Source organism: Halanaerobium sehlinense, from assembly GCF_055379485.1.
The window spans coordinates 1-26,305 of record NZ_AP042443.1 but is presented as its reverse complement, the minus strand read 5'-3'; the positions used below and the strand labels follow the sequence as shown (position 1 = coordinate 26,305).

The 26,305-nt window shown below is 31.5% G+C and carries 27 protein-coding genes and 1 pseudogene; 5 read left to right on the top strand and 23 right to left on the bottom strand.

Annotated elements, in window-relative coordinates:
- Positions 1-8: 8 nt before the first annotated feature.
- On the top strand, positions 9-788 hold the full coding sequence (locus ACZ446_RS13935; RefSeq protein ID WP_464394460.1) for a nucleotidyl transferase AbiEii/AbiGii toxin family protein: 780 nt from the start codon (positions 9-11) through the stop codon (positions 786-788).
- Positions 789-892: 104 nt separating this feature from the next.
- Here the strand turns inward: ACZ446_RS13935 and ACZ446_RS13930 are convergent, their stop codons facing one another.
- Together ACZ446_RS13930 and ACZ446_RS13925 are read right to left on the bottom strand one after the other, a co-directional pair.
- On the bottom strand, positions 893-1,135 hold the full coding sequence (locus ACZ446_RS13930; protein ID WP_464394459.1) for an AbrB/MazE/SpoVT family DNA-binding domain-containing protein: 243 nt from the start codon (positions 1,133-1,135) through the stop codon (positions 893-895).
- Positions 1,136-1,931: 796 nt separating this feature from the next.
- Complete coding sequence (locus ACZ446_RS13925; RefSeq protein ID WP_464394458.1) at positions 1,932-2,081, bottom strand: ribbon-helix-helix domain-containing protein; 150 nt, start codon at positions 2,079-2,081, stop codon at positions 1,932-1,934.
- 305 nt (positions 2,082-2,386) lie between these two features.
- Here ACZ446_RS13925 and ACZ446_RS13920 point away from each other — a divergent pair, with 305 nt between their 5' ends.
- Positions 2,387-3,631: an RNA-guided endonuclease InsQ/TnpB family protein gene (locus ACZ446_RS13920; protein WP_464394457.1), complete on the top strand. Its 1,245-nt coding sequence runs from the start codon at positions 2,387-2,389 to the stop codon at positions 3,629-3,631.
- Between the two features lie 44 nt (positions 3,632-3,675).
- Here ACZ446_RS13920 and ACZ446_RS13915 read toward each other — a convergent pair whose 3' ends face one another.
- The 11 genes from ACZ446_RS13915 to ACZ446_RS13865 all read right to left on the bottom strand — a co-directional run bounded on the left by ACZ446_RS13915 (position 3,676) and on the right by ACZ446_RS13865 (position 13,130).
- On the bottom strand, positions 3,676-4,416 hold the full coding sequence (locus ACZ446_RS13915; protein WP_464394456.1) for a hypothetical protein: 741 nt from the start codon (positions 4,414-4,416) through the stop codon (positions 3,676-3,678).
- A gap of 4 nt (positions 4,417-4,420) precedes the next feature.
- On the bottom strand, positions 4,421-5,227 hold the full coding sequence (locus ACZ446_RS13910) for a hypothetical protein (protein ID WP_464394455.1): 807 nt from the start codon (positions 5,225-5,227) through the stop codon (positions 4,421-4,423).
- 1,025 nt (positions 5,228-6,252) lie between these two features.
- Positions 6,253-6,699, bottom strand: coding sequence for a hypothetical protein (locus tag ACZ446_RS13905; RefSeq protein ID WP_464394454.1), 447 nt, complete (start codon positions 6,697-6,699; stop codon positions 6,253-6,255).
- Positions 6,700-6,874: 175 nt separating this feature from the next.
- Positions 6,875-8,821 (bottom strand): copper-translocating P-type ATPase, encoded by a 1,947-nt coding sequence (locus ACZ446_RS13900; RefSeq protein ID WP_464394453.1) that lies wholly within the window; start codon positions 8,819-8,821, stop codon positions 6,875-6,877.
- Between the two features lie 210 nt (positions 8,822-9,031).
- Entirely contained in the window at positions 9,032-9,334 is a 303-nt protein-coding gene (locus ACZ446_RS13895) for an SHOCT domain-containing protein (RefSeq protein ID WP_464394452.1), read from the bottom strand.
- A 2-nt stretch (positions 9,335-9,336) separates the two neighbouring features.
- Positions 9,337-10,008, bottom strand: coding sequence for a hypothetical protein (locus tag ACZ446_RS13890; protein WP_464394451.1), 672 nt, complete (start codon positions 10,006-10,008; stop codon positions 9,337-9,339).
- 126 nt (positions 10,009-10,134) lie between these two features.
- Positions 10,135-11,031 (bottom strand): PepSY domain-containing protein, encoded by an 897-nt coding sequence (locus ACZ446_RS13885; RefSeq protein WP_464394450.1) that lies wholly within the window; start codon positions 11,029-11,031, stop codon positions 10,135-10,137.
- A 32-nt stretch (positions 11,032-11,063) separates the two neighbouring features.
- Positions 11,064-11,453 (bottom strand): DUF302 domain-containing protein, encoded by a 390-nt coding sequence (locus ACZ446_RS13880; protein ID WP_464394449.1) that lies wholly within the window; start codon positions 11,451-11,453, stop codon positions 11,064-11,066.
- 131 nt (positions 11,454-11,584) lie between these two features.
- Positions 11,585-11,875 (bottom strand): SHOCT domain-containing protein, encoded by a 291-nt coding sequence (locus ACZ446_RS13875; protein ID WP_464394462.1) that lies wholly within the window; start codon positions 11,873-11,875, stop codon positions 11,585-11,587.
- A gap of 565 nt (positions 11,876-12,440) precedes the next feature.
- Positions 12,441-12,674, bottom strand: coding sequence for a type II toxin-antitoxin system MqsA family antitoxin (locus ACZ446_RS13870; protein ID WP_133960326.1), 234 nt, complete (start codon positions 12,672-12,674; stop codon positions 12,441-12,443).
- Between the two features lie 243 nt (positions 12,675-12,917).
- On the bottom strand, positions 12,918-13,130 hold the full coding sequence (locus ACZ446_RS13865) for a hypothetical protein (protein WP_133960327.1): 213 nt from the start codon (positions 13,128-13,130) through the stop codon (positions 12,918-12,920).
- Between the two features lie 395 nt (positions 13,131-13,525).
- Here ACZ446_RS13865 and ACZ446_RS13860 point away from each other — a divergent pair, with 395 nt between their 5' ends.
- Positions 13,526-14,146 (top strand): recombinase family protein, encoded by a 621-nt coding sequence (locus ACZ446_RS13860; RefSeq protein WP_464394448.1) that lies wholly within the window; start codon positions 13,526-13,528, stop codon positions 14,144-14,146.
- A gap of 161 nt (positions 14,147-14,307) precedes the next feature.
- Here ACZ446_RS13860 and ACZ446_RS13855 read toward each other — a convergent pair.
- The 3 genes and pseudogenes from ACZ446_RS13855 to ACZ446_RS13845 all read right to left on the bottom strand — a co-directional run.
- Positions 14,308-15,310: pseudogene (locus tag ACZ446_RS13855) on the bottom strand (HAD-IC family P-type ATPase); the annotation flags it as partial.
- A 241-nt stretch (positions 15,311-15,551) separates the two neighbouring features.
- Positions 15,552-16,898: a dihydrolipoyl dehydrogenase family protein gene (locus tag ACZ446_RS13850; protein ID WP_464394447.1), complete on the bottom strand. Its 1,347-nt coding sequence runs from the start codon at positions 16,896-16,898 to the stop codon at positions 15,552-15,554.
- Positions 16,899-16,974: 76 nt separating this feature from the next.
- Positions 16,975-17,388, bottom strand: coding sequence for a (2Fe-2S)-binding protein (locus ACZ446_RS13845; RefSeq protein ID WP_114489565.1), 414 nt, complete (start codon positions 17,386-17,388; stop codon positions 16,975-16,977).
- A 132-nt stretch (positions 17,389-17,520) separates the two neighbouring features.
- On the opposite strand from ACZ446_RS13845, the gene ACZ446_RS13840 reads away from it, so the two are divergent.
- Positions 17,521-17,928, top strand: coding sequence for a MerR family transcriptional regulator (locus tag ACZ446_RS13840; protein ID WP_464394446.1), 408 nt, complete (start codon positions 17,521-17,523; stop codon positions 17,926-17,928).
- Positions 17,929-18,083: 155 nt separating this feature from the next.
- Here the strand turns inward: ACZ446_RS13840 and ACZ446_RS13835 are convergent, their stop codons facing one another.
- The 4 genes from ACZ446_RS13835 to ACZ446_RS13820 form a co-directional block, all read right to left on the bottom strand.
- Positions 18,084-18,452 (bottom strand): ArsR/SmtB family transcription factor, encoded by a 369-nt coding sequence (locus tag ACZ446_RS13835; RefSeq protein ID WP_073158292.1) that lies wholly within the window; start codon positions 18,450-18,452, stop codon positions 18,084-18,086.
- A 112-nt stretch (positions 18,453-18,564) separates the two neighbouring features.
- On the bottom strand, positions 18,565-19,185 hold the full coding sequence (locus tag ACZ446_RS13830) for a class I SAM-dependent methyltransferase (protein WP_108138729.1): 621 nt from the start codon (positions 19,183-19,185) through the stop codon (positions 18,565-18,567).
- A gap of 107 nt (positions 19,186-19,292) precedes the next feature.
- The gene (locus ACZ446_RS13825; RefSeq protein WP_464394445.1) at positions 19,293-21,521 is read right to left on the bottom strand and encodes a heavy metal translocating P-type ATPase; all 2,229 of its coding nucleotides are present in this window, start codon (positions 21,519-21,521) and stop codon (positions 19,293-19,295) included.
- A 148-nt stretch (positions 21,522-21,669) separates the two neighbouring features.
- The gene (locus tag ACZ446_RS13820; RefSeq protein ID WP_464394444.1) at positions 21,670-22,800 is read right to left on the bottom strand and encodes a LysM peptidoglycan-binding domain-containing M23 family metallopeptidase; all 1,131 of its coding nucleotides are present in this window, start codon (positions 22,798-22,800) and stop codon (positions 21,670-21,672) included.
- A 244-nt stretch (positions 22,801-23,044) separates the two neighbouring features.
- Between ACZ446_RS13820 and ACZ446_RS13815 the strand changes: the two genes are divergently transcribed.
- Complete coding sequence (locus ACZ446_RS13815; protein ID WP_076544514.1) at positions 23,045-23,812, top strand: undecaprenyl-diphosphate phosphatase; 768 nt, start codon at positions 23,045-23,047, stop codon at positions 23,810-23,812.
- A 39-nt stretch (positions 23,813-23,851) separates the two neighbouring features.
- On the opposite strand, the gene ACZ446_RS13810 is transcribed toward ACZ446_RS13815, so the two are convergent.
- The 3 genes from ACZ446_RS13810 to ACZ446_RS13800 all read right to left on the bottom strand — a co-directional run bounded on the left by ACZ446_RS13810 (position 23,852) and on the right by ACZ446_RS13800 (position 26,182).
- Positions 23,852-23,989: a hypothetical protein gene (locus ACZ446_RS13810; RefSeq protein WP_159437152.1), complete on the bottom strand. Its 138-nt coding sequence runs from the start codon at positions 23,987-23,989 to the stop codon at positions 23,852-23,854.
- 190 nt (positions 23,990-24,179) lie between these two features.
- Positions 24,180-25,268 (bottom strand): cysteine desulfurase family protein, encoded by a 1,089-nt coding sequence (locus ACZ446_RS13805; RefSeq protein WP_464394443.1) that lies wholly within the window; start codon positions 25,266-25,268, stop codon positions 24,180-24,182.
- 113 nt (positions 25,269-25,381) lie between these two features.
- A complete protein-coding gene (locus ACZ446_RS13800) occupies positions 25,382-26,182 on the bottom strand; it encodes a cation efflux transmembrane domain-containing protein (protein ID WP_114489542.1) in 801 nt (266 codons plus the stop codon).
- Positions 26,183-26,305: the final 123 nt, after the last annotated feature.

Sequence of the window (26,305 nt, the reverse complement as noted above, 5' to 3'; positions counted from 1 at the left end):
ATAGCCAGGTGCTTTTAAGAAATTACATGATGCAGCGATTATTATTAAAAATTGCTAATTCTGATTATAAAAATAATTTTATTCTTAAAGGTGGTATGCTGGTTGCTGATCTAGTAGGTATTGAATCAAGAAGTACAGTAGATATGGATCTAACTATGAAATCTTTTAGCCTAAGCAAAGACAATATTACAGAAGTTTTCACAGAAATATTTTCAACCAAAACTGAAGATGGAATTGAATTCAAACTAAAACAGGTAGATAGTATAAGAGAAGAATCTGAGTATAAAGGGTTTAGACTAACTATACTAGCATTAATGGGTAAAGCAAGAATTCCTTTGAAAATAGATTTAACAACAGGAGATAAGCTCACCCCATCTGAAATCAATTACAGATATCAGTTATTATTTGAAGATGAGAAAATTGAGATTTTATCTTATAATTTAGAAACTCTACTGGCGGAAAAATTAGAAACTATTGTTAGCAGATCAAAAACAAATACTAGAATGCGTGATTTTTATGATGTTTATATTTTAGCTTTGGAGTTTAAAGAAAAGATAAATACAGAATTATTAGCAGCTGCTTTAACTGAAACTTCTAAAAATCGTAAGACTTATAAGGCTATTAAAAATGGTAAGGAAATACTCATTGAAGTTTTCAAAAGTGAAATTATTTTAGACCATTGGAATAGGTATAGGAAAAAATTTAAATATGCAGAAGAAATTGAGCTTTCAAATCTGGAAGAACAGATAATTAAGTTGTGGAATGAAATTGAAGATAATGGTATTTAAAATAAAAAAAACTGGATAAATTAAAATAACTCTAATTTAATTAAACCCCCAATATTATCTTGATAAGATTTTATAACTCAAGATTTATTGAGGGTTTTATTATTTTATTTTTCTGCTATTTTTTCTTTGCAGCTGCCACAAATAGTTCTTCCTTCAAACTCAATAACATCATCAGCACTGTTACAAAAAATACAAGCAGGTTCATATTTACTTAAAATTATCTTATCGCCATCAACAAAAATCTCCATAGGATCCTTTTTACTAATATTCATTGTTTTTCTAAGTTCAATTGGAATAACCATCCTACCAAGGTCATCAATTTTTCTAACAATACCTGTAGATTTCATTAATTATCATCTCCTTAACTAAATTTGTTATTACTATAGTTCACGAAAAGAAAAATATTTCCTTTATTTTCTTTAAAATATATATTATTTACTTTTATGTAATAAAAATAAATTATACCCTTATATTCTTACTAATAAGGGCTTTCAAATCGCAAAAAGTTTTTCTTTTGTCGGGGAATTGGTAAGCTTTTTATTTCTAATCGTTGTTCATTTCTGAAATATTACTATTAATCATCAAATTTTATTCCAACATCCGGTCTATCTATGCTACATTTAGGACAAAACTTTTTCAGGTTTTTATTACCTGGATCACCGAAGTTATTATAGATAGACTGAAATTGAGTTCCAATTCTGAAATAAGGTTGTTCAAATGAAATGTTACTAAATAAATTTTTCCTGAAGCAAAATAAAAAGCTTAAAAATGTAACCTTTTTCAAAGCCTAATTTTTCTTCATAAATAGAATTAAATTTTTTTATTAATAAGCAAATAAAAAAGATCTATATAATACTATTATGCAAAAACTACACACCCTTTTATTATATTGTGGATAACTTTTTTAGTAAAAAATATAATCAAATGATATTTTAAAATTATGTGTGAAGGTTTATAAGAAAGTTAAGATAAATTAGCAAAAGTATTAATACGGGGCAATACCTAATAATCTGAATCAATTTATTATGATTAGCATACTAAACTGTCAGCTCCGCTGCATCAAGCCAGCAAAATTGAAGAATATATATTTTTTTAATTAAGTTAAAAAACCAAAATATATAAAAAGAACTTAACTCAATATTCTTATTCAGAAAGCCTATCATATTTTTCTAAAAGATCTTCAATTGCTTCCTGCATATATTGGGCTATTGGCACTCTCGTATCGTCAGATAACTTTTTTATTTTTTCATAAGCTTCTTCTGTTACATAAGTGGTAAATCGCTTTTTAGACATACTATCAACTCCTGGAAAAAGCATAACATACAATAAAATGTTTGACAATGTCATAACTTTATGATATCTTATGACTATAGAGAAATAATCTGTTCGAAAATACGGTGTATATTTAAATAAGTTTTCAGTTTTTGAAAAAGGAACTCTCAAAAATGGAGAGAGTATAAGCATTCTTTCTATGCTATCAGGGCTTATAGCTCTGTAAAGATACTAAAAATAATTTTTTAATTTTAAATTAATAGAGTAGTATCATGAAAGATCGCTAATCCAAGTCAAAATTATTTAATTTATAGAAGGAGGCAGGTATGAAACTAAAGGTAAGGGTAGAAACTCATCAAATAACTAAAAGTCATAAATTATATGAATTTTGTGATAGAAAATGCTATGAAAGTAAAAATTTATATAATGAAGTTAACTATATTTTGAGACAAAGGTTTACTAACCAAAAAGAATTCAATAAAAATAAATTCACCTCGAACTATTATGATCTTATAAAAGAATTTAAAAATTGTGATGCTTCAGAACATCTAACTAATCAGTTTTATGAACCAATTTTAAAATTACTGGGAGAGGATTGGAAATCATTTTTTAAAACAATAAAAGATTGGAAAGAAAATAAGAATAAGTATAAAGGCCGGCCCAATTTACCAGGTTATGCTCCAACAGGGGAAACCGGAAGAAAAATAGCTATTAATAGAAAGATATATAGAAGAAAAGATGGTAAATTTAAATTTGCGGGAGAACCAGTAGATTTCAAGCCACAAACTGAAAATAAATTAAAACAGGCTAGAATAGTACCAAAACCTAATGGTAAAAATGTTGAATATTACAATCTAGAAATAGTTTATGATAAAGAAGTACCAGAAACAAATGAAAAACGAGAAAATATTGCTGGTATTGATTTTGGCCAAGATAGGTTAGCTTCAGTAGTTAATAATATAGGAGAAAAACCCTTTGCAATTAATGGCAAGCCTATTAATAGTATAAATGCCTATTTTAATAAAAAAAGAGCTAAATATATGTCTTATGTAGATAATAGAGGAACAAGTAATAAAATAAAAAAATTAACTAGAAAAAGAAATAATAAGATAAAATACTTTTTTCATAATGTCAGTAAGTATATTGTAGACTGGTGTGATGAGAACGATATAGACACTTTAGTGATTGGCAAAAACAAAAATTGGAAAAATGAAAGTAATATGGGTAAAAAGAATAATCAAAATTGGATCTCAATACCACATAATATGTTAGTAGAACAAATAGAATATAAGTGTGAAGATATTGGAATTGAGGTCTTAAGGCAAGAAGAAAGCTATACATCTAAGGCTAGTTTTTTAGATAAAGATAAAATTCCAGTATATAAATCTGGAGAAAAAAATGCTTATGAATTTAGTGGAAAGCGAATAAAAAGAGGACTTTATAAGGCGAGTGATGGGACAATAATTCATGCTGATTTAAATGGAGCCTACAATATAGTAAGAAAAAAATTAGGCAATGTATTTAATAAAAAAATATATTTACATCCTGAAATAATTAATATAAATAACTAGAAATAATTTATAGCTGCTCATTTGAGCAGCTATTTTTACTTTAATTAATTTTTATTACCTATAATTAATTTTTCTTTAAGATCTCCCATTATAGTTTCTAATTCAATATAATTTTCTTTGAAATCAGAATAAAGACCAAAATAGTATTTGTCATCACGAGTTGTAAATAATTTTTTGAAGCCTTTAGTTATCCTTGGTCTTTTAAAAATAAAGATAACATTTTCAACTAAATTATTTTTATAAACTGTAACTGCTTTTTTATATCTCCTGTAGCTATTATTGAAATCAAATTCTAAAAAATATCTAGTACCATTGTATTCAAATTTTCCATCAGGAACTAATGAAAAATCTTCTCTATCTCTATTTAATAAAGTTCGACTCTTCCAAAAATCAACACCTAATTTCTCTAGCTTTAATCTTACTTTGATTAATTCTAGATCATGTAATATGGTTCTTACATCGATTCCGTCTGCGACCTTATAATTATTAAGTTCTAAATCAGAAAGTATAGTATTATCTTTTTGATATCCACCTCTAAATACTTCTTTTTTCATATCCAAAACTAATTTAGCCTTTTTAGTAGCTGCTAATAACTTAGCATTTTTTCTAGCAGGATGAAACTCTTTTTTTAGATAATTAGCATTTATAAGTTGAGCCAGGCGGTTATCAATATAAGAATTACCTCTATTCTCCCATATGTATTTTTTTATTGTTTCCCTTTCTAAAAAGTTCTCTTCAAAAAGATATTTAAATAAAACTAAATCATTTTCAACTATTCTTAGCATTTTATCACCCTAAATTTCCCTTTTTATAACTAATATATTTTTCCAGATCTTTTGTGGCATCCTTTTTTTTGTTTTTTTCTATAGGTCTATAAGTTATAAAAATCTCCTTTTCAAAATCTTTATATTTTGCTACAGCATATTTTTTCTTCCATTCTGGACCAGATAATTCAGGAATAAATATTTCTTCTATTAAATCAGATAAATCATGGAAAACCGAATTTTTTGTAGTTATATAAATAATTCTTTTAAAATCAATTTTATCAACTTTATCAAACTTCATAAAATCATCTCTGTATTTTTTCTCTCCTTTAAATTTTGTTTCTAATTCAACAGCATAATTATTACTATCAATTTTAAACGTAGCATTGGGATTTTTAGCATATTCATTATAATACATAGTATTTCTTCTCCAATGATCAACTCCTAAATCTTCCATCATAAATCTTAACTCAGTAAGTTTGATATCTTCCAGAATTGTATTAAAATTAATATCCTTTTTAAGATTGTACTTTTCAGGATTGTTATATCCAACTAAACTATTACCATTCAATATAACTTCCTCTTTTAATTCTTCATATTTTAATTTATAAACTATTAAAGCTTTTTTAGTCGGGAAAATATAATTTCTATGACTAAGTGGATCCCCTATATACTTAATATATCCTTCCTTTCTTAGATCTGCTAATCTTCTTCTATAGGAACTTTCTTCATAATTTCTTCCTAAATATTTTTTTACAATATCAATATGTATAAATTTTTCTTCCATCAAATATTTAAATAAGATTAAATCATTTTTAGTTATTCTAAGCATTAACTCACCCTTTTTTAGGTATTTTAAATCTAATAATCATTAACATAATAAATATTTTATTTCATTTTTGATCATTAAACTCCACCAGCAGCGGCAACAATTAATCATCTGCTTTTATTAAAAAGCCCCCTTCGACTCCAGACCTCAGCCAACCATAAGAGTTTAGCTCGTTGGGTGGGTGAGGTCTGGAGTAAATCATCTGCGCAGCAGTGATTTAGAATGGTGGGGCTTAAAAGCAGATGATGGCTGTTATATAAACAAAGCCGCTGCTGGTGGAGTGACTATTATATAGAACATATTATAACACAATAAACATGAAAACAGTAACACTCATAAATGTGGCCTCTCTTTTACATCTCTTTGTTGCAATTAAACATGAACTATTATTTGCTAAATTTGATTGTTTTATTAACTAGAAATAAGTTTTTAATATCTATTTTTATGATTCAATGATAAAGAATAAATATATTATGTTATTTAATAAATTAAACAAATAATGAAGGTGGATCTTTATAATTTGAAATATAATTTTTGCTTTGAAATGTTTTCTTAAATTGCAATGTTAAATTGAACTAATTTCAAAGATATAAATTTAGGGGTAATTTAAATCCAAAAATCAGTAAATCCAGAGTAACAACTAATTTACTATTAAATATTTATTACCTTCATCTTTAAGAAAAAATTAGACATTGGCAACATATAAAGGCGATTTTTCTAATGAGTATCAATATTAAGTATCAAGTATCATAGTCAATACTTAATAAACAGTATTAATAATGATTGTTAAGTATTATTATTAAGTATCATACTTGATACTAACGAGTTAGACTGAGGTTTATACTAACGAATAATGCTAACGATTACTTTAATAGGTTAATTATTGATTCTAACAATTTTGAATTGCTGGTGATAATAGACTAACGATATAAAGTACAGCAAATATTAATGGTATAAATGTTTTTTGCAAATTAAAATTATTCAATTTTTAATAGTTTTACTAAATCTGAATAAATGCTGGAAGTCTATCAGGTAAATTTAATTTGATAGATTTTTCTGGTTATTACAAAGCCCAGCGGCAGCAGTAGAGCAAGCTGTAAGACTGGTAATACTGCAATGGAAGTGCCATAAACAAGCGGCATATTTTCCTGGTATCCCCAGCGATCTAAGTGCAGAGCATGCACTTCAAAATAAAAGGCAACTAAAACTGAGTAAAGAAGAGAAATTATTAAATCTTTTCTTTCCCAGTGCTCCAGAAACCAGTTACTACGGTGATTGACAAAGGCTAAAATCAAAAAAAGGCCTAAAGCAATCAGAAGATCGCCAAAAGTTGCCTGGATCATTAAGATCTGGTGCTCTATAGAACCCTGACCCTCCATTGTATAAAAAATACCACAGGCAGTATATTCCCAGATTCCGTGAAATATAAGTTCTACTATAGAAAAAATTGAAATTAATTTGATTGTTTTTGACAAAATTTTTTCCTCCTATCAAATTTTGTAAAATATATACTAGTCCCGGTCAAAATCTCAATTTTAGAAAAAAAACCTCAGTTAATTTCAGATTTTGGATCTTTAAAATTAACTGAGGTTATTATCTATTAATTAGTTTTCATATTTAATTGGAATATAAATTCCATTATTAATAAATTTAAAATTTAAGCAGTTTGGCATTAATAGCAACAATAACAGTACTCATAGACATCAGTACAGCACCTACTGCAGGAGAAATCATAATTCCATAACCTGCTAGAACTCCGGCGGCTAAGGGAATCGCAAAGGCATTATAACCGGTAGCCCAGAATAAATTCTGAATCATCTTTTTAAAGGTTAAACTGCCAAAGTTAATCAGCTGTACTACGTCTTTAGGATCACTTTCAACTAAAATAATATCAGCAGTCTCAGCAGCTACATCTGTACCGGAACCGATTGCAATTCCGATATCTGCTCTGGCAAGAGCTGGAGCATCATTGACTCCATCACCTGTCATTGCTACAAAAGCTCCCTCATTCTGCAGTTCTCTAACCTTCTTTTCTTTCTCGTCAGGTAGAATTTCGGCAAAGTAGTCAGTTAAGCCCAATTCTTTGCTGACATAGGCAGCTGTTTTTTGATTATCACCGGTCAGCATTTTAACTTTAATACCTTTATCTTTAAGTTCTTGAACTGCCTCATAGGAACTTTCTCTAATCTTATCGGCCAGTCTAAGCATACCAATAACCTGATCTTTAATTACTAAAAAGACCTCTGTAAATGGACCTTCTTTTAAAGCAGAATCCGGTATTTCTAAATTATTTTCTTCAAGATAACCGGGTGAAACTACAAACATTTCCTGACCATCAAGTCTCGCTTTAACTCCTTTTCCTTTCATTATCTCAAAATCCTGAACACTATCTATCTTTAGATTTTCCTCTTCTGCCTTAGCCACAATTCCGGCCGCTATTGGATGTTCTGATTCCTGCTCCAGTGCTGAAGCTATTTTCAGGACTTTTTCTCTATCATAATCAGCCGCAAAAATCTCTATATCCTGCACCCCAAATTCTCCTTTAGTCAGGGTTCCTGTTTTATCAAATAAAACTGTATCTATTTTGCGTGCATTCTCAAAAGCTGTTCTATTTCTAATCAAAAGACCATTTTTGGCAGATAAAGTTGTAGAAACCGCAACTACCAGTGGAATGGCAAGACCAAGAGCATGGGGACAGGTAATAACCATTACAGTCGCCATTCTTTCAATAGCAAAAGCAAGGTCACCGCTAATCCCATACCAGACCCCAAAAGTAGTTACTCCGGCAGTAATTGCGATTAGTGTCAGCCAGAAAGCAGCTCTGTCGGCAAAGCCCTGGGTTTTTGATTTGGCTGCCTGTGATTCTTTAACCATATTAATAACCTGTGATAGATAACTATCTTCACCGGCCTTTTCAATCTTTATTTTAATTGAACTATCACCATTTACTGAACCACCAATAACCTCATCATCAATTTCTTTTTTTACCGGTTCAGATTCTCCGGTCAGCATTGACTCGTTAATATAACTATTACCTTCGAAGATAATTCCATCTGCCGGAATTTTTTCACCGGGTTTAATTAGCACTTTATCTTCTTTTTGAAGTTCTTTAATTGGAGTGTCCTTAACCTCACCATCAACCAGCTTATGAGCTGTATCGGGCATCAATTTGGCCAGTTCTTCTAAAGCCCGGGAAGCACCCATAACCGATCTCATTTCTATCCAGTGTCCGAGTAACATAATCACAATTAAAGTTGCCAGTTCCCAGAAAAAGAATCTACCCTCAAGTCCAAATACAACAGCAGTACTATAAAAATAGGCAACAGAGATAGCAAGAGCAATTAAAGTCATCATACCCGGATTTTTATCTGAAAGTTCGTCTTTTAAACCACTTAAAAAAGGCCAGCCTCCGTAGAAAAATATAATTGTAGAAAGCAAAAATAAAACATATATACTTCCAGGAAAATCAAAACTGTAGTTAAAAAACCCCTGGAGCATTGGAGAAAGAATCAAAATGGGTATAGTTAGAACCAGTGAAATTTTAAAGCGCTTTTTAAAGTCGTTTAACATTTTTTGATGACCATCATGATGTTCCATTATTATCACTCCTATTATCTTATTATGTTCTCTTTGTAAAATTATATCAATTTGATAATTTTTTTCAACTTTTTTTCCTGCTGCCGGAGCATTACATTAATTCTATCAGCTTTGATTTTACTTCATTATTAAATATCAGTTTTTATTTAACAAGAACTAAAAACTATCCCTAAATAGAGGCAGGGATAGTCTCAAAAATATCTGCTATTTTTATTTCAAGTCATTCAATATTTTATCCAATTCTTCTTTGCTAATTTCTCCTTTAGCATAACGTTCTCTGGCAATATTAACAGCGGAATCTTCTTTTTGGTAATTATTCTTTATTTGCCGATAATTATTATCCCTGCCGGTATTATCATTCTTATTGCTTATATTTTTAACTAAATAGACTATCCCCACTATAATTAAAGCCCAGAATACTATCATTAGAATACCACCCAAAAAACCGCCACCAGAGAAACCATTCATCCCAAATCCATTCATTCCCCATCCATGACCAAAACCGCCCATCATAATTATTCCTCCTTTGAATGTTCTTCTGCTAATTCAATTATTTTTTCCAGATTACCATGCCAGTTATGATACCAGATCTCACCTGTTATTGCATTTACACTTAACATTCCACTTGCTTTATCGTCTCTAAAGGTATGAAATGTATAATAGCCATAAAATTCGTGACCTTCATTATCCACCTTTATCTCCCGGTTATTTCTGGCCAGATATTGTCTGGCATTTTCTAAGGCATTCTGACGTGAAATTTGATTATAATTATTATAGTCATAGTGTATATAATCACGATTTGTACCCCTCCAGCTTCTAACCTGCCCCATTCCGTATTTCCGGTTCCAGATCATATTTGGCCCCGGTTCTGGCTGAAATCGACCGCTGTTCGGGTTGAAAAGAAGCTCAAAGGCTCCCTTTCCACTTTCTTTTTCCACAACAGAAATATAATAGGGGCTATTGCTAAAAATAAAGATATCAGCTGCCTGATAATTATTTCCAAATTGCCTGCTCACAAATTCCTGCACATAATTTATTAATTCCTGATCAGTTCTTACTCTCTGATTGGCTGAAAAAGAATTGAAATAATTAGTTCTATTTTGATTTAGGAAAAAATAAGTCCCCGCTATTCCAATAAGCACTAATAAAATAATTAGTACTATAGAGGTATTTCTACTAATTTTCATTTAGTCATCACTTCCTATCATTTGGCTGTGATTTAAAGATATACTGTCAATAACTAAAAACATTAGGAATTAACCCGACACTGAAGCTGAAAACTTTCTCTGCTCACAGTGCCAGGTTGATTCTGACTAGTTCTTCAGTTCCATAACTTCAACCAGATTACCATGCCAGTCATGTGACCAGACTTCTCCTGAATATGAATTGATACTTACAATCCCTACAGTTTGGTTGTTATTCTCAACATAAAAGGAATAGTAACCTGCAAATTCATAACCATCAGCTTTAACATTTAAACCACTGGCTGCGGCAAAGTCTTTTGCATTTTCCAGAGCCTGTTCTCTATTGATTTTTTGACCTTTTATTCTATTATTCCAGCCCATCATAAATCCCATACCATAATTTTCATTCCACATCATATTGGGACCATACTCCGGATAAATTATTCGGCGGGCAGGGTCAAACATTAATTCAAAAGCAGTCTGATCTTTATTTTTTTCCTTAACTATCAGATAATAGGGACTGTTACTGTAGACTGCCATTTCCATTATTTCAAATTGACTGCCGTAACGTTCTGCTACTAATTTTTGCGCCATATTTACTACTTCATCTCTATTCATATTTAGATCACTATAATGGTAATTTCTATTATTTTCACTCGGTCCATAATCATTCATAAACTGATTATAGTTATTCATCATGCCAGGATAAGCATTTTGGCTGCCATAGTTATTAAAGCCCATCATGCCGTAGCCCATCATTGTACCCATCATCTGATTAAATTGGTGACCAATTGAATTATTCCAGCCTTTATTAAAATCACTGCCGTTACCCATCATTCCCTGTTGATATTGGTCATCATCCATCATTTCCTGTTCATATTGATCATCATTCATCATTCCAGATCCCTGCTCATAGTTATTGTCATGCCCATCATTATTGCCACCACCGTGTGCCATAATTGCTGAAGAGAGAGTAAAAACAAAAGTTAGTGCCAGAAACAACGCAATATATTTTTTATTAAACATTATTATTAACCTCCTGTTGTCTTAAATTCTATTTAAAGTTTAGAAATAACCCTTTCAAGTCTGTCAGATACCTCATCAGCTATTGGTTCTAACTGTTCATTATGGGTAATTCCAAGCGCTTTACTGGCATCTATTGCTGCTGCAATGGTATCTCCTTCATCATTTTGATAGACAATTACATTACAGGGTAGTAATAATCCCAGCTCGGTCTCCTTTTTTAAAGCTTCAAAAGCAAAGTTAGGATTACAGGCGCCCAGAATCAAATATTTATTAAAATCCTTATCCAATTTTTCTTTTACAGTCTTTTTAACATCAATTTCAGTTAGAACTCCAAATCCTTCTTTTTTAAGCGCAGCTTTCATCTTTTCAACTGTTTCGTCAAAACTCATATCAACTTTTTTACTAAAACTATAGTTACTCATCATAAACCTCCTTAGATTTTTTGAATCACCTTTATTTTTACCCATTTCTTTCAAAACACCTACATTTTAATAAAACTAGACTATTGTATTATATACCCTAATGGGGTATATTTTTATTAAAAAAATTTTACTTAATCTAAATTTCTTTTTATTTCTTTAAACTCTTCTTCTGTCAATTCCCCGGCTGCATATCTCTTTCTTGCAATTTTTAAGGCCTGATCATCATTATTATCATAAATTATTTTGTTACGATTGTGTTCTGGATTCTGGCCGCTGTTAACAAAGCCGGAACCATCTTTTTGATGACCAGAGTGATATGGCCGCTGATTATGATTGCGATTGTTGTGGTGTGAGTTAAAATATCCACTTTCTCTACCGAGATAATAAATAACTGCTATAATTAAAACAACCCATAAAATCATCACAATTTAGCCTCCTTTAATTTTTGCAGGACAATTTAACATCTCCTCGTCAACTGCTTAACCACAGTATAATATTAAAATATGAAGGAAATATGAATTTTTATAATTTAATCAAAATACCATGTAGGGGTATATAAAGTTTAAAATTTTTACTGTTTTTAAGTCTATATATAGAATAGCACTTCTGAATTCCTATTATTAGTAAATAGTTTACATTTAAATTAGCGTCTGTTCAATATCTTTATGGGATGTTACAATAGATTATTTAATCTAATACATTAATTTTATAAACAATATATTTACAAAATACTTGACGTTACAGTTATGAAGATAATTATTAATTTTGCTGATTTAAACCGGATTCAAGCGGCAGAAAGCCGTCAAAAGTCAGAATATTGGTTAATGAAATGAATAATAAAAAAAAATTAAAAACCCCTAAAATTGATAGGGGTGTTAAATTATTAAAATCAATTTGACTTTTTACTTACCGAATTCAAGTTAAAATAAAAAGAGAGCAGTATACTTTTTATAATCACCGCTCTCAGCCATCTATCATATTAAATTACTAAGCAACTAAATCAAAATAATTAATAATTATTACTTCCACAGCATTTTCTCTATAATTATCAATAATCTTTTCAATTTCTAAAGCAACTTTATGCTCTAAATAATATTCACCACATTGTTTACAAACATTACCAGGAACATTTTTAATAATAATAATGAAATTATCAAGATCAACAATATGATTTACATTTCCTTTTTCTAAATCACCTTTGCACATCAAGCATTTTTTCATACTGCTTCTCCTCCAATTTTAAAAATTATCTTTCAAGATTTCTTCATCTATGTTAACTTCTATTGATTTTTTCAGATTCTAATAATTGAATTATTCTATATATTATGCCCTTAACAATAAATTTAATTAATGATTAGATATCTCAAGATGTATAAAAAAGGGGCTTAAATCTTAGAAAGTTTTTATTTTCCCGGCTAAACTAGTCAGCTTTTCATTTCTAGAAACCGTTTATTCTTCGTATTTTTAATATTCATCAAGTTTTACTCCAACATCAGGTTTATCTATGCTGCAGTTAGGGCAGAACCATTTTAATTCTTTAATATTTGGAGCATCAGGGTTATCATAAATAGTCTGGATCGGAATAAAGTTTCTATTCTCGGGTATATGTTTTCTTGTGGCTATATTCCACTCCATAGCAGACAAAGATGAACCACATGCTTTGCATTGAAATTTCATATTCTAAAAACTCCTGTCGTTTGTAGATTGTGTTTATTATAAATTTATAATGATAACTGCTATTAGAATATCAATTTTTATTGCACTTTACAATAATTTCTTTTAATATCTTCAACTTTGGATTTAGCTTTCTCCCATCATATTTATTAATATTTTTGAAAAAAGAAATTATATTGCTTCTCAAAACCTATACCTTTAGAAACTCTTTTATTAGTAGAACTTTAAACCACTAATAAAGCCAATGATAGCAGTGAATCTAACCTGCTATTTTCTTTTTGTTAAATTCGTATCAAAAGGTGTTAAATAAAATTTTGAGATATTCCAAAATAGCCATGTACCTTTTGAAACTTTTATGATATACTATAACTAATAATTGGAAATAGAGGTGGAATAATATGAGTGGTAGAAAATATGGTTACATTAGAGTTTCCAGTAAAGAACAGAATCCTGCCAGGCAGGAAGATGCACTTTTAAAAGCCGGAGTTGAAAAAGATTATATTTTTATGGACAAAATGAGTGGAAAAGATTTTGATAGGCCTGAGTATCAATTAATAAAAAGATTGCTCAAAGAAGATGATGTTTTATTCATTAAAGATTTAGATCGCCTGGGAAGAAATCATAGAAAGATTAAAGAGGAATGGAAAGAAATCACAATGGATATCGGTGCGGACATAGTTGTCTTGGATATGGACTTATTAGATACCAGAAAGTTTAAAAATGGAATGGAAGAACTAATTTCTAATATTGTTTTGGAGCTACTCTCGTATATGGCTGAAAAAGAAAGAGAAAAAATCAATAAAAGACAGGCTGAAGGTATAAAAAAAGCTCGCCAAAATGGAATCCATCTTGGCAGGCCTAAGATTGAAATAGATGATTTTGAATATTATTATGATCAGGTTTACAACAAAGAAGAAATGACTGCTGTCGAAGCTATGGAAGAACTGGATGTTAGTAAGAGTACATTTTATAGAAGAAAAAGTGAGTATGAAAAACATTTCAAACAGCAGAGCTTTTAAATAAATTTTTATAAGATTATTATTAAAAAAATTTTTAACTAAATGCGATAACTTTCTTGACAAATACCGCTAATGTAGGAATTCTATTGTCAAATTTATTGATAAATACTATAACAGAATACCACCAGCAATTTACCATAGAAATATTTTAAACAACTTAGTTTCAGGACTTTTTCTCTATCATAATTATCTGCAAAAACTTCTATATCCTGGACTCCAAATTTACCTTCAGTTAGAGTACCTGTTTTATCAAAAAGAACAGTATCTATTTTGCGGGCATTCTCAAAGGCCGTCCGATTTCTGATCAAAAGACCATTTTTGGCAGAAAGTGTTGTCGAAACAACAACCACAAGTGGAATAGCAAGACCAAGAGCATGAGGACAGGTAATAACCATTACAGTTGCCATCCTCTCAATAGCAAAGGCTAAATCGCCTCTAATTCCATACCAGACAGCAAAAGTGGCCACTCCGGCGGTAATGGCAATTAAAGTCAGCCAGAAAGCTGCTCGATCGGCAAAATTCTGAGTTTTCGATTAGCCGCTTGAGATTCCTTAACCAGATCTATAACCTGAGACAGATAACTCTCATCTCCTGCTTTTTCAATTTTAATTTTAATTGAGCTGTCACCATTAACAGAACCACCTATTATTTCATCATCAACTTTTCTTTCAACCGGTTCTGATTCTCCGATTAACATTGACTCATCTATATAGGAATCTCCCTCGTAGATTTACTCCACCTACCGGGACTTTTTCTCCCGGTTTAACTAAAACCTGATCTCCTTTTTTTAACTCTTTTATTTTAATTTCTGTAACTTCTCCATCTACAATTTTTATGAGCCTGATCCGGCATTAATTTAGCCAGTTCTTCTAAAGCATTAGAGGCTCCCATAACCGAGCGCATTTCAATCCAGTGACCTAAAAGCATAATTACAATTAAAGTCATCATGCCCGGATTTTTATCAGCTAACTCATTTTTCATTCCACTTAAAAATGGCCAGCCACCATAAAAGAAAATTACTGTAGAAAGTGCAAATAAAACATATTTACTGCCTGGAAAATCAAGACTGTATCCCAAAAAATTCTGAATCAAAGGTGAAAGCACTAAAATAGGTACTGTGATCACTAAAGATATTTTAAATCGTTTCTTAAAATCATCTAGCATTTTTTAATGATCCATTTTTGTACCTCCTTTTATAACTACACACTATCAAAATGTCCATATTTATAAATATATTCAAACATTTTGATATTTTGTAATTTGAGTATATCACTATAATTAAATTTATATAAATTACATTCAGGACAAATTATGTCAAGTAGATTTCGGATATAATATAGGCCATAAGTATCTATCTACCTGATAGTACTATATTATTTAACTCGGATCCTAAAACTGCTAACTTTTACAGCATATAAGAAATATCGGAAGCTAAAGTTGGATAAGAAAATATCATTTTCTTGATTTCTGTCACCCTCATCTCTGTTTTTATAAACACTGCAAACAGGTTAATTATTTCTTCAGCATTTGGGCCAATTAAATGAGCACCTAAAATGGTCTTAGTTTCTTTATCTATAATAGTTTTAAAAGCATACTCCGGCGCCTGCAGTCGGCGTGCATTAAACCAATTTTCAGCCTCTTTATAATTAACACGGTAATTATAACCTCCTGCTTTCGCTGCTGCTTCAGTTAATCCTACCGAAGCCATTGTAGGTAGAGTAAAAACTACAGTAGGCATAGGAGGATACTCCACTATTTTTTGCTCTGCTTTAATTATATTACTGGCAGCTGTATATCCTTCCAGAACTCCAACAGGGGTCAGAGGTAGTCCCGGAGAGTCAGCGGCATCTCCTGCAGCATAAACTCTAGGATTAGTTGTGCTCTGAAGATACTCATTAACTTCAATTCCTTTTTTAGTATAAGAGATATTAGCTTTTTCTAAATCCAGATCAAAGATTTTAGGAGGTCTTCCGGCTGAATTAATCACCATTTCCGCCTCAAAAAATTCAAATTCTCCGTTTGTTTCTCCTTTTACTTGATAACCCTGTTCTAACTTCTCTATCCCGCAGACTTCTACCTCCAGAACGAGATTAATTCCCAGTTCTTCAGTGGCCTTAACCAGGTGGTCAACAATATCCTGCTCAAAGTTTTTCAATGGAGCTTGACTGCGGTGGACAATTGTCACTTCAGCACCACAGCGAGCAGCTATATGAGCAAATTCAAAGGCAATATAACCACCTCCAATAAAAAGTAGAGACTCCGGCATTTCCTTCATATTAAGAAAGTCTGTGCTGGTCTGCGCATACTCTGCTCCTAGAAAATCAAGTTCTCTCGGTTTGGCACCGGTAGCAATCGCAATTTTATCAGCTCTGATCTTTTCCTGCCCAACCTGAAGAGTGTATTCAGAGAGAAAACGAGCATTTTCATGATACATAGCTATTCCCTTGTTCTCATAACCAGCCTCGATCTTCGGTGGCATTTCATCTACAAATTTCTGCTTAAATTCCATCACATCTTCCCAATTTATTTCAGGCACCTGGTTAATTCCTTTACCCAGAAGGTGGTCAGCATGGTAGTGAGCCTCAGTCGGCCCAATTAATACCTTTTTGGGGTCACAGCCCCGAAGAGCACAGGTTCCACCATAAGGTAGTTCATCAGTAATAGCTACCTTTAGACCTTTAGCCGCTGCTTTCTGAGCAATACTCATCCCCGCCATCCCTGAACCAATAACAAATAGATCGTAATTTTTCATAAATAATCTCCCCCTTATTCAGTTTACTAAGTTTATTAAATTTAATATTTAAACTCTGATCAGTTTAGAAATTATTTTAATTAGAATATCTTGCTATTTCATCAGCCAGCGCCCGATGACAGCATTTACCAGTCGGATTTTCAGTTAAACAATTTCCTGTAATTGATTTCCCGGTATATTTTCTGATTTCAGCAGTAGTTTTATAACCTTTATCAACTGCTTCCTTTATTTCTCCTCTGGTTAAATTAGAACAATAACAGATTGGAACCTTATCATCTTCTAAATCTTTATACCAAACTGCTACTTTTAAATCTTCTTTACTGTAGTAAATCGTTCCAGAACTATTGAAATAGGCAACTTCGCAATCAGAATTTAAACATATTTGATAAGATCCATTCTTTTCAACTTCTTCCTCAACCAGACTTTCTACTGTTACTACATTAACTTTTTTTCCTTTTGTTCCGCATTGTGGACATGATATCTCTTCCATTTGCCTTTCCTCCCCTTAAAATGCTATACTTTCATTATAAACCATGTAGTATGGTACAGAGTCAAGGATTTAATGAATTTTTCTTGTCAATATTATAAACTTTTTGGAATATAAGAGTTGTAAAAAAGAAGGGTGATTAAAATCGAAAAAATGACCACTGGTAAATTAGCTGAAAAAGCTGGAGTAAATGTTGAGACAGTTCGTTATTATGAACGGGAAAAAATAATTCCTGAACCTCCAAGAAATAGCTCCGGGTACAGACAATACTCATCAAAAGACCTGAAACGCCTTAAGTTTATTAAGTCAGCTCAAAAATTAGGGTTCTCCCTAAAAGAAATATCAGAATTACTATCTTTAAAGGCAAATTCTAAATCTGCATGTCATGAAGTGAGAATTATGGCCGAAGAAAAAATAACATTAATAGAAGATAAGATTAAAGAATTAGAACAAATGAAGAATATATTTGTCAATCTAACTGATGATTGTATTAAAGCAAAAGACAGTGATAATTGTCCAATAATAGATATTATTAACAAATAACCCCCCCAGAAAAGCTCCATCAATAACTGAACAAAATGAAGGTTTCTCTGAGGGTGAATAATCGCACCCAAATTTATAGTTCAATAATAAAATGCATTGTTTCTGAAAAATCCAGTAAGTTTAATTTTTATAAACTACATCTAAAGATAAAAATATTAATCCTCTAAAACGTGATTCAAACCCTGTCCAAACAAACATAAAACATGATTATCATCCAGAGAGTAATAAACAGACCTACCTTCCTTTCGATATTTAACTAGGTTATTGTTCCTAAGAACTCTTAATTGATGAGATATTGCAGAAGAACTCATTTCCAGTATTTCAGACAAATCACAAACACATAACTCCCTATCTTTTAAAGCATATAAAATATTTATCCGTGTTGGATCTCCTATGGTCTTAAATAGTTCTGAAAGCTGATAAACAATATTTTTTTGAAGTTTACGGTCTTTCATTAAATTTACAACCTGCTCATCCGGGTCAAACACTTCACACATATCACAAAAATTTTTGTCTTTTGCCATTAAATCATCTCCCCCAAATCAAAACTAGCACCTTATATTTATTTTAACATAGATTAATTTCTAATAGAAGGCATTTACTTTAATCTAAATTATACAGCAGCAATTATTGGGGTTAAACTTTATATCCTGAAGCAACAAAGACACCGCCATTTTTAAAACTGTGATTTAAATTAAAATCTTTCACTTCTTTTCTGCTTTTTAAATACTCCCAGGTTGGTCTAGTAACATCAGCATTACCAATTAAGTCTATAAAACGGCCCCATAAATTGGGTTCTTCCATATACCAATCCATAATAACAATTTTACCGCCAACCCTTACAAGCGAAAGACTTTTATCAATAACTTTTTGCCATTCAGGCATAGCTGATAAACCCAATTCGAGATAGATAGCATCAATATTTAATTCTTCTTCTGAAATAGATGCAATATCAGATTTATTAAATCTAGCAGCATCTTCATGTAAAGTTATTATATTATCCCAACCTTTTTTTCTAATTTTTTTTCTGGCTTTTGTCAACATTCCTTCAGAATAATCAATACCAATTATTAAACCATTACTTTTCAACTGATTTTTAAGATATTTAAAACTTTGTCCAGTTCCACAGGGTAAAACTATTATATTACTGTTTTTTTTAAAATCCAGTTTTTCAATAGCAAATTTTCGCGGCTTGTGATAATACCAGTCAGGTGCTAGTAGATCATATAGATAAGAAAAGATATCATAATATTTCATTATAATCCCCCCACAGCCTTATAAATGATTTCCCCCTGAAGATTTTATCCAAACATATTTCTGATGAAATTATTTTTAAGCTTCAGAGGGATTTTTTACTTGCTTAATTAAACATTACGGCTAATTCTCATAGCATTAAAGACAGCAATTAATGCCACACCTACATCGGCAAAGACTGCTCCCCACATGGTTGCTAAACCCACAGCACCCATTATAAGTACTATACCTTTTACACCTAAGGCCAGAATAATGTTCTGCCAGACAATTTTTCTTGTTCTCCGGGCAGTATTAATAGCAGTAATTAATTTTGAAGGCTCATCTGTCATTAAGACAACATCTGCCGCCTCAATAGCTGCATCTGAACCAAGTCCTCCCATAGCAACACCTATATCAGAGCGAGCCAGAACAGGTGCATCATTGATTCCATCTCCTACAAAGATAAGTTTATCATTTTCTTTCTGTCTGCCAAGTAATTCTTCAATTTCATCTACCTTCTGATCCGGTAGAAGTTCAGAATAATAATTATCTAAGCCAAGCCGCTGGGCTACTCTCCCGGCAACTGCCTCCCGATCACCAGTTAACATAGTTAACTGCTTAATACCTAATTCTTTTAAACCCTTAATTGCCTTTATCGAATCCTCTTTTAATTCATCCGTAATTGTTATATAACCTGCGTATTTATTTTCAATCGCTAGATAAACAATTGTTCCATCTGCATCAACTTCCTGATATTCAATGTTATTTTTATTCATTAATTTGATATTACCTGCCAGAATTTCTTTGTCATCAACCACAGCTTTAATCCCGTGTCCAGAAATTTCCTGATAATCTTTTATTCTTTGATTATCAATTTTCTGGTCAAACGCTTCGACAATGGACTTTGCTATCGGGTGGGTGGAATGACTTTCAGCATAAGCAGCCATAGTTAAAATCTGCTCATTATTAAAGCCATTATATGATTCCACCTTACTAACAGCAAATTCTCCTTTAGTTAAAGTTCCAGTTTTATCAAATACTATTTGACTAACATTGTTCAGTGCTTCCAGATAATTACCACCTTTAACCAGAACGCCCTGTCGCGATGCTCGACCTATTCCTCCAAAAAATCCTAACGGAATGGATACTACAAGTGCACAGGGACAGGAAATAACTAAAAAGATAAGAGCTCGATAAAACCAGTCTGCAAAGGCTGCTCCCTGTAAAAATAGTGGCGGTAAGACCGCAATAGCCAGAGCCGAATAGACTACAACCGGTGTATAATAACGGGCAAATTTAGTAATAAACTTCTCAGTTGGTGCTTTTTTTCCACTGGCATTTTCCACAAGTTCCAAAATCTTAGATACTGTTGACTGACCATATTCTTTTGTCACTTCTACTGTTAATAAACCATCTTTGTTAATTGTTCCACTCAAAATTTCATCACCAGTTTCAACTTTACGCGGAACAGATTCCCCGGTAAGTGCTGAAGTATCCACCATAGAACTTCCTTCAAGCACTTCTCCATCAAGTGGTACTTTTTCACCAGGTTTTATAATTATTATATCACCTATTTGAACATCTTCAGGGTCAACCTCTTTTGTTGTATCTTCAAGTTTTAAATTAGCATAATCAGGTCTTATATCCATTAATTTTTTAATTGAGCGTCTGGAACGGTCAACTGCTCTTTCCTGAAAAATCTCACCAACCATGTAGAAAAGCATTACTGCTACACCTTCAGGAAACTCCTGAATAGAAAAAGCTCCAATTGTTGCTATACTCATTAAGAAGTTCTCATCAAAGACCTGGCCTCGCTTTATATTTTTGAAAGCTGCCATTAATACTGGTCCACCGATAAGCAGGTAACTGGAACCAAAAAGTAGCCATTCCAGATATATTGATAAACTTCCCAATTCTACTTCCAAAAATGGTAGTTCGAATAGTATTATTGCCAGAGCAAAAATTATTGTTCCCGGCCAGAATCGTTTTTTAAGATAAGAATTTTCATCGTCAACCCCATGGTCGTGACTCTCTTCGTGATCATTTACACGACCTTCCTCGTGATTATGTTCATGGACATGGTTGTGATCAGACTTTTGATTAGCTCTTTTTCGTCTATTTCTAGACTCCTTAACAGTTAAGCCAGGTTCTATTCTATCTGCAATTTCTTGCAATTCATTTTCAAATGAATTATCAGCACCCTCTCCTTCAACAGTAATCGTGCTGGTAGCAAAATTCAAACTCACCTTTTCTATATCCTCTAAATTATTAACTTCTTTCTCAATCTTACCTGCACAATTAGTACAGGCCAAACCTTCTAGTTCAAATTTCTTTTTCTTATTTTCTGCTTTTTCTGGCATAATAATCCTCCCTAGTTATAATTTAATATATGATTAATTGAATAATTGTTCATATATAGCATACAATAAAATTCGATTTTTGTCAACAATGATTGAGCAATTATTCATATATTGTTTAAATAAAAAGATTTACCCTTAGGTAAACCTTTTAAATATATGATAAAGGATCAACTGGTCTTCCATTAACCTGAACCTCAAAATGCACATTTGGTCCTGTTGTATTACCGGTATTACCGGATTTTGCTATTAAATCACCTTTTGAAACTCTATCTCCAGTATTGACTATCAACTTAGAATTGTGTGCATAAAGTGTTCTCATTCCTTTTTGGTGTTCAATAATAATAGTTTTACCATAACCTCTAGCCCAACCACTATATACAACTCTACCTTCACCTGATGCTTTCACTTTCGAACCTGAAGGAACTGCATAATCAATACCTTCATGCATTCTTCCCCATCTCCTACCAAAATAAGACGAGATTCTTGCATATACTGGTTTAGTAAATACTTTTTCAAGGCGATCACGATAACCAAATTCAGGTTTTGCTCCAGGTAAGATTAATGTATCACCAGGTTGAACCCTATTTGGATTATTAATTAAATTACTGGCAATAATTTTGTTTAAACTTATATTAAACTTATCAGTAATAGATGAAAGATTCTCCCCCGGACTTATTTTATATAAGATCCCTTTTACTGGAAGAACCTTTATCGTTTGACCGGGTTTTATTTTATTAATATTATTAATATCGTTTGCCCCAATTAAAGTATCTAAATCCACATTGTGCTTTTGAGCAATATCCCAAAGAGTTTCACCGTTTTCTACTCTGTGCTTTTTTATTTGATTAATTAAACCAATTCTACTGCCCGGCTTTCGACTATTTTCTTTAACTAATTCTTCAGTAAAACCCTGACTGGAGCTTTCAATATTATACTTTGTGTCTTTATCTTTATATAATTTTTCTATGTATTCTAACTTATTATTAAATTCTAACTGATTTTCTGCAAAATTAAGTTCTGAATTCTCTGAGAGGTTAAATTCTTCTTTGATTTTAACAAAATCGGTCTTTCTCTCCAGTACATTTTTTCGCTTTTCCGTTATAATCAAACTAAAATCTGAATTTTCTTTTGAGTTTTGCTTAAGATCAAGTTCTTTTTTTACAGAAATAGATCCTCTGGGAACTCTTGTGCTTTCCAAATGCTGCTCTCCCAGAACAAAGTTTTTGTAAATTATTGTAAATGCAATTAATAAAAGAATAGCTATAAATCTTTTTTTCATATTTCAGATTGCTCCCTGTTTTCATTAGTATTGTATAAAAATAGTAAAGAATAGAATAAACTTTTAATGTATGAGTAGATGTTCAAATATATTATACTATATTTCTTCCCTAGCGTCAAAAAAATCTTTCACCCTACTATTCACCGGACTTAATTAAATTATTGAAACAGGAGTAAAAACTCAATTTGTTAAAATGAGAACTATATGCTATAATAATTTAATAAAATTATATTGGAGGTTATTTATGGAAATTATTAAGTACTTAGTTGTAGGCGTAATCCAGGGAATAACTGAGTTCTTACCAATCAGCAGTTCAGGGCATATTGTGCTTTTTAAATATTTTTTAGATATTAAAGCTGGACTGACAATTGACATCTTTTTGCATTTTGGAACTTTACTGGCAATATTTTTTGTGTATTACCAGGATATACTAAATATGATTTATTTTAAGGATGACTATAAGACTTTTAATCTATATATCATAATCGGCTCAATCCCTGCTGCAGTTGTAGGGATATTTTTTGAAGATTTTTTTGAAAAAATGAATTCTTCTTTAACTGTTGTCGGGTTTTTTTTAATAATTACCGGTATAATACTCTGGCTAACTAATAAAATAACAATCAATAAACGGAAGATAAAAGATATGTCGGTTTTAGATTCAATTTTTATAGGACTAGCTCAGGCACTCGCAATTTTCCCCGGTTTATCTCGCTCTGGATCTACTATAGCTGCCGGCTTATATAAAAATTTAAACAGAGAACTTGCTACCAAATTTTCGTTTATTCTTTCTATACCTGTCATAGGAGGAGCAACTCTTCTCAAACTAAAAGAATTAACTTTAAATGGTACAACTGACCTAAATTATTTCTATCTATTTTTAGCTACTATATCATCAATGATCACAGGTTATCTTGCTATTAACTTTTTCTTAAAAATGATAAAAGAACAAAAACTTCATTATTTTGCCTATTATTGTATTCCACTTGGATTAATATTAATATTTTCTTTATAATATCAGATTTGACAAGAGTTATTCCTTTCAACTTCTTTTTCAATCAGTTTTTATTGTTACTACACTAACTTTTTCCCCTTTGTTCTGCATTGTGGACTTAATATTTCTTCCATTTGTCTTTGATTGTATTAAAGCAAAAGACAGTGATAATTGTCCAATAATAGATATTATTAACAAATAAAACCCCCAGAAAAGCTCCATCATTAATCGAAAAAATGAAGCTTCTCTGAGGGGATATCATCTCTAAGTTCAGTTTACAATTATAAATTCACTAAAAATTAATTACCTTATCAGCCTCAATAATCCACTGAGTAAATTCTGTCATATTACTTAACTCTACCCCATCAATTATCTCCTCCTCTAAATATTATAATTCACGTAAAGATTCTAACTTATCTAAAACATGTTCAATTTCATCCCTGGTTGTATATTTACCAAGACTAAATCTCACAGCACCTCTTCCAGTTTCCATAGTTACAGACATAGCTTTTAAGACCGAAGAAATTTCTACTAAATCAGAATGACAGGCTGAGCCTGTAGATAAAGCTACATTATCTAAATGATCCAGAATTTCCTGACCACTGTAATCTAAAAAACTAATATTTAAAGTGTTTGGTAAGCGTTTCGTCGGATGGCCATTCAGAATAACTCGATCTTTAAAGTTTTTCTGCAGCTGCTTCTGAAAATAATCTCTCAATTCTTTAATTTCCCCGGGAGTATTATGCTCAAAGTCAGCTTTCTTTCCCTGAAACAGATCTTCCGCAAGTTCACAGGCTTTACCAAGAGCAACATCAAAAATTACATTTTCTGTCCCCGCTCTTTTTCCCATTTCGTGTCCTGCTCCATGAATTAAAGGTTCTATCTCAATTCCATCTCTTATATAAAGTGCACCGATCCCTTTTGGGGCATAAACTTTATGGCCGGCTACTGATAGAAAATCTACTCCCAGCTTTTTAACGTCTGTTTCAATTTTACCCACAGACTGAGCAGCATCGGTATGCAATAAAATGTTGTTTTCTGAGGCTATTTCAGCTATTTCCGCCAGTGGCTGAATTGTTCCTGTCTCATTATTTGCATGCATGATGCTAATTAAAATTGTTTCGTCAGTTAGAGCAGCTTTTAATTGCTCAATATCTACTACTCCATCCTGATCTACAGATAAATAAGTAACTTCATAACCGTTTCCCTCAAGAAACTTACAGGGAGAGATCACGGCAGGATGTTCTATTTCAGAAGTGATAATATGCTTACCACGATTTTGATAAGTATATCCAACCCCCTTGAGCACCATGTTATTTGACTCACTTCCTCCAGAAGTAAAAATAATCTCCTCTGGTGAAGCATTTAATAAACTGGCAACTTTTTTTCGAGCTTCTTCTACAGCCTGTTTTGTTTTTGATCCCAGTTCATGACTGCTTGAGGGATTACCAAAATTTCCATAAATATATTCTTCCATTGCTTCAGCTACTTTCTTATCAATTGGTTCTTATCAATTGGTGTTGTAGCATTATAATCAAGATAGATCATAGATTAACACTTTCCTTTCTGAACTTAAATATAAAAACATTATTATTTAGCTAAATTCAAAATCTTTCTAGCTCCATTGATTACTACAATAAACACAATACCTCCAATTATTAAATCAGGCTTATTTGAGTCAAAAAAATAAACTAAAAGTCCTGAAATAATTACTCCCGAATTTACAATTAAATCATTTGAAGTGAAAATCCAACTTGCTTTCATATGTGCTTCTTTGCTATCTGATTTTTGGAATAAGTAGAGACAATACAAATTAGCAATAAAAGCCAAAATAGATACAATTATCATTGTACTAAAATCAGGCATTTTTCCAAAACCAAAAAACCTTCTTAATACTTCAATAAATCCAAAGGATGCAATAAAAATTTGAAAATATCCTGCAAGTTTTGCAACTTTCTTCTTAAGAAGAATGCTCCCACCTACTGCAAAAAGGCTAACTAAATAAACTATTGAATCTGAAAACATATCTAAACTATCAGCAACAAGCCCCATTGAATTTGCAATTAACCCTGCAGTCATTTCAAAAAGGAAAAAACCAAAATTAACTAAAAGAACAGTTTTTAGAAGTTTTTTCTGACTCTGAGAGTCATTTGTAATCTCATTATTTTCATCCTGGATTTCAATAACTTTTTCTAATCTGGAATCCAGTTTTAGCTCATCTAAATAATTTTTTATTCTTTCATCTTTTTGTGAATGAAAAACAATAAGTTTCCTTTTTTCAAGATCAAAATCAAGTTTTTGGATTAATTTAATTGACCCAAGTTTTGTTTCAATTAGATTTTTTTCCGAGGGACAATCCATCTTTTTCACTTTAAAAATACTTTTATACATATAAACCTCCTTTGATAGTTAATATATAAACCGCAGGGCAAAAACAATTTCAGACTCAACAAATTAGTTATATGGGAAGAAAAAAACCGGATTAAAATTTCCCTTTATTACTCTCTACTTTTA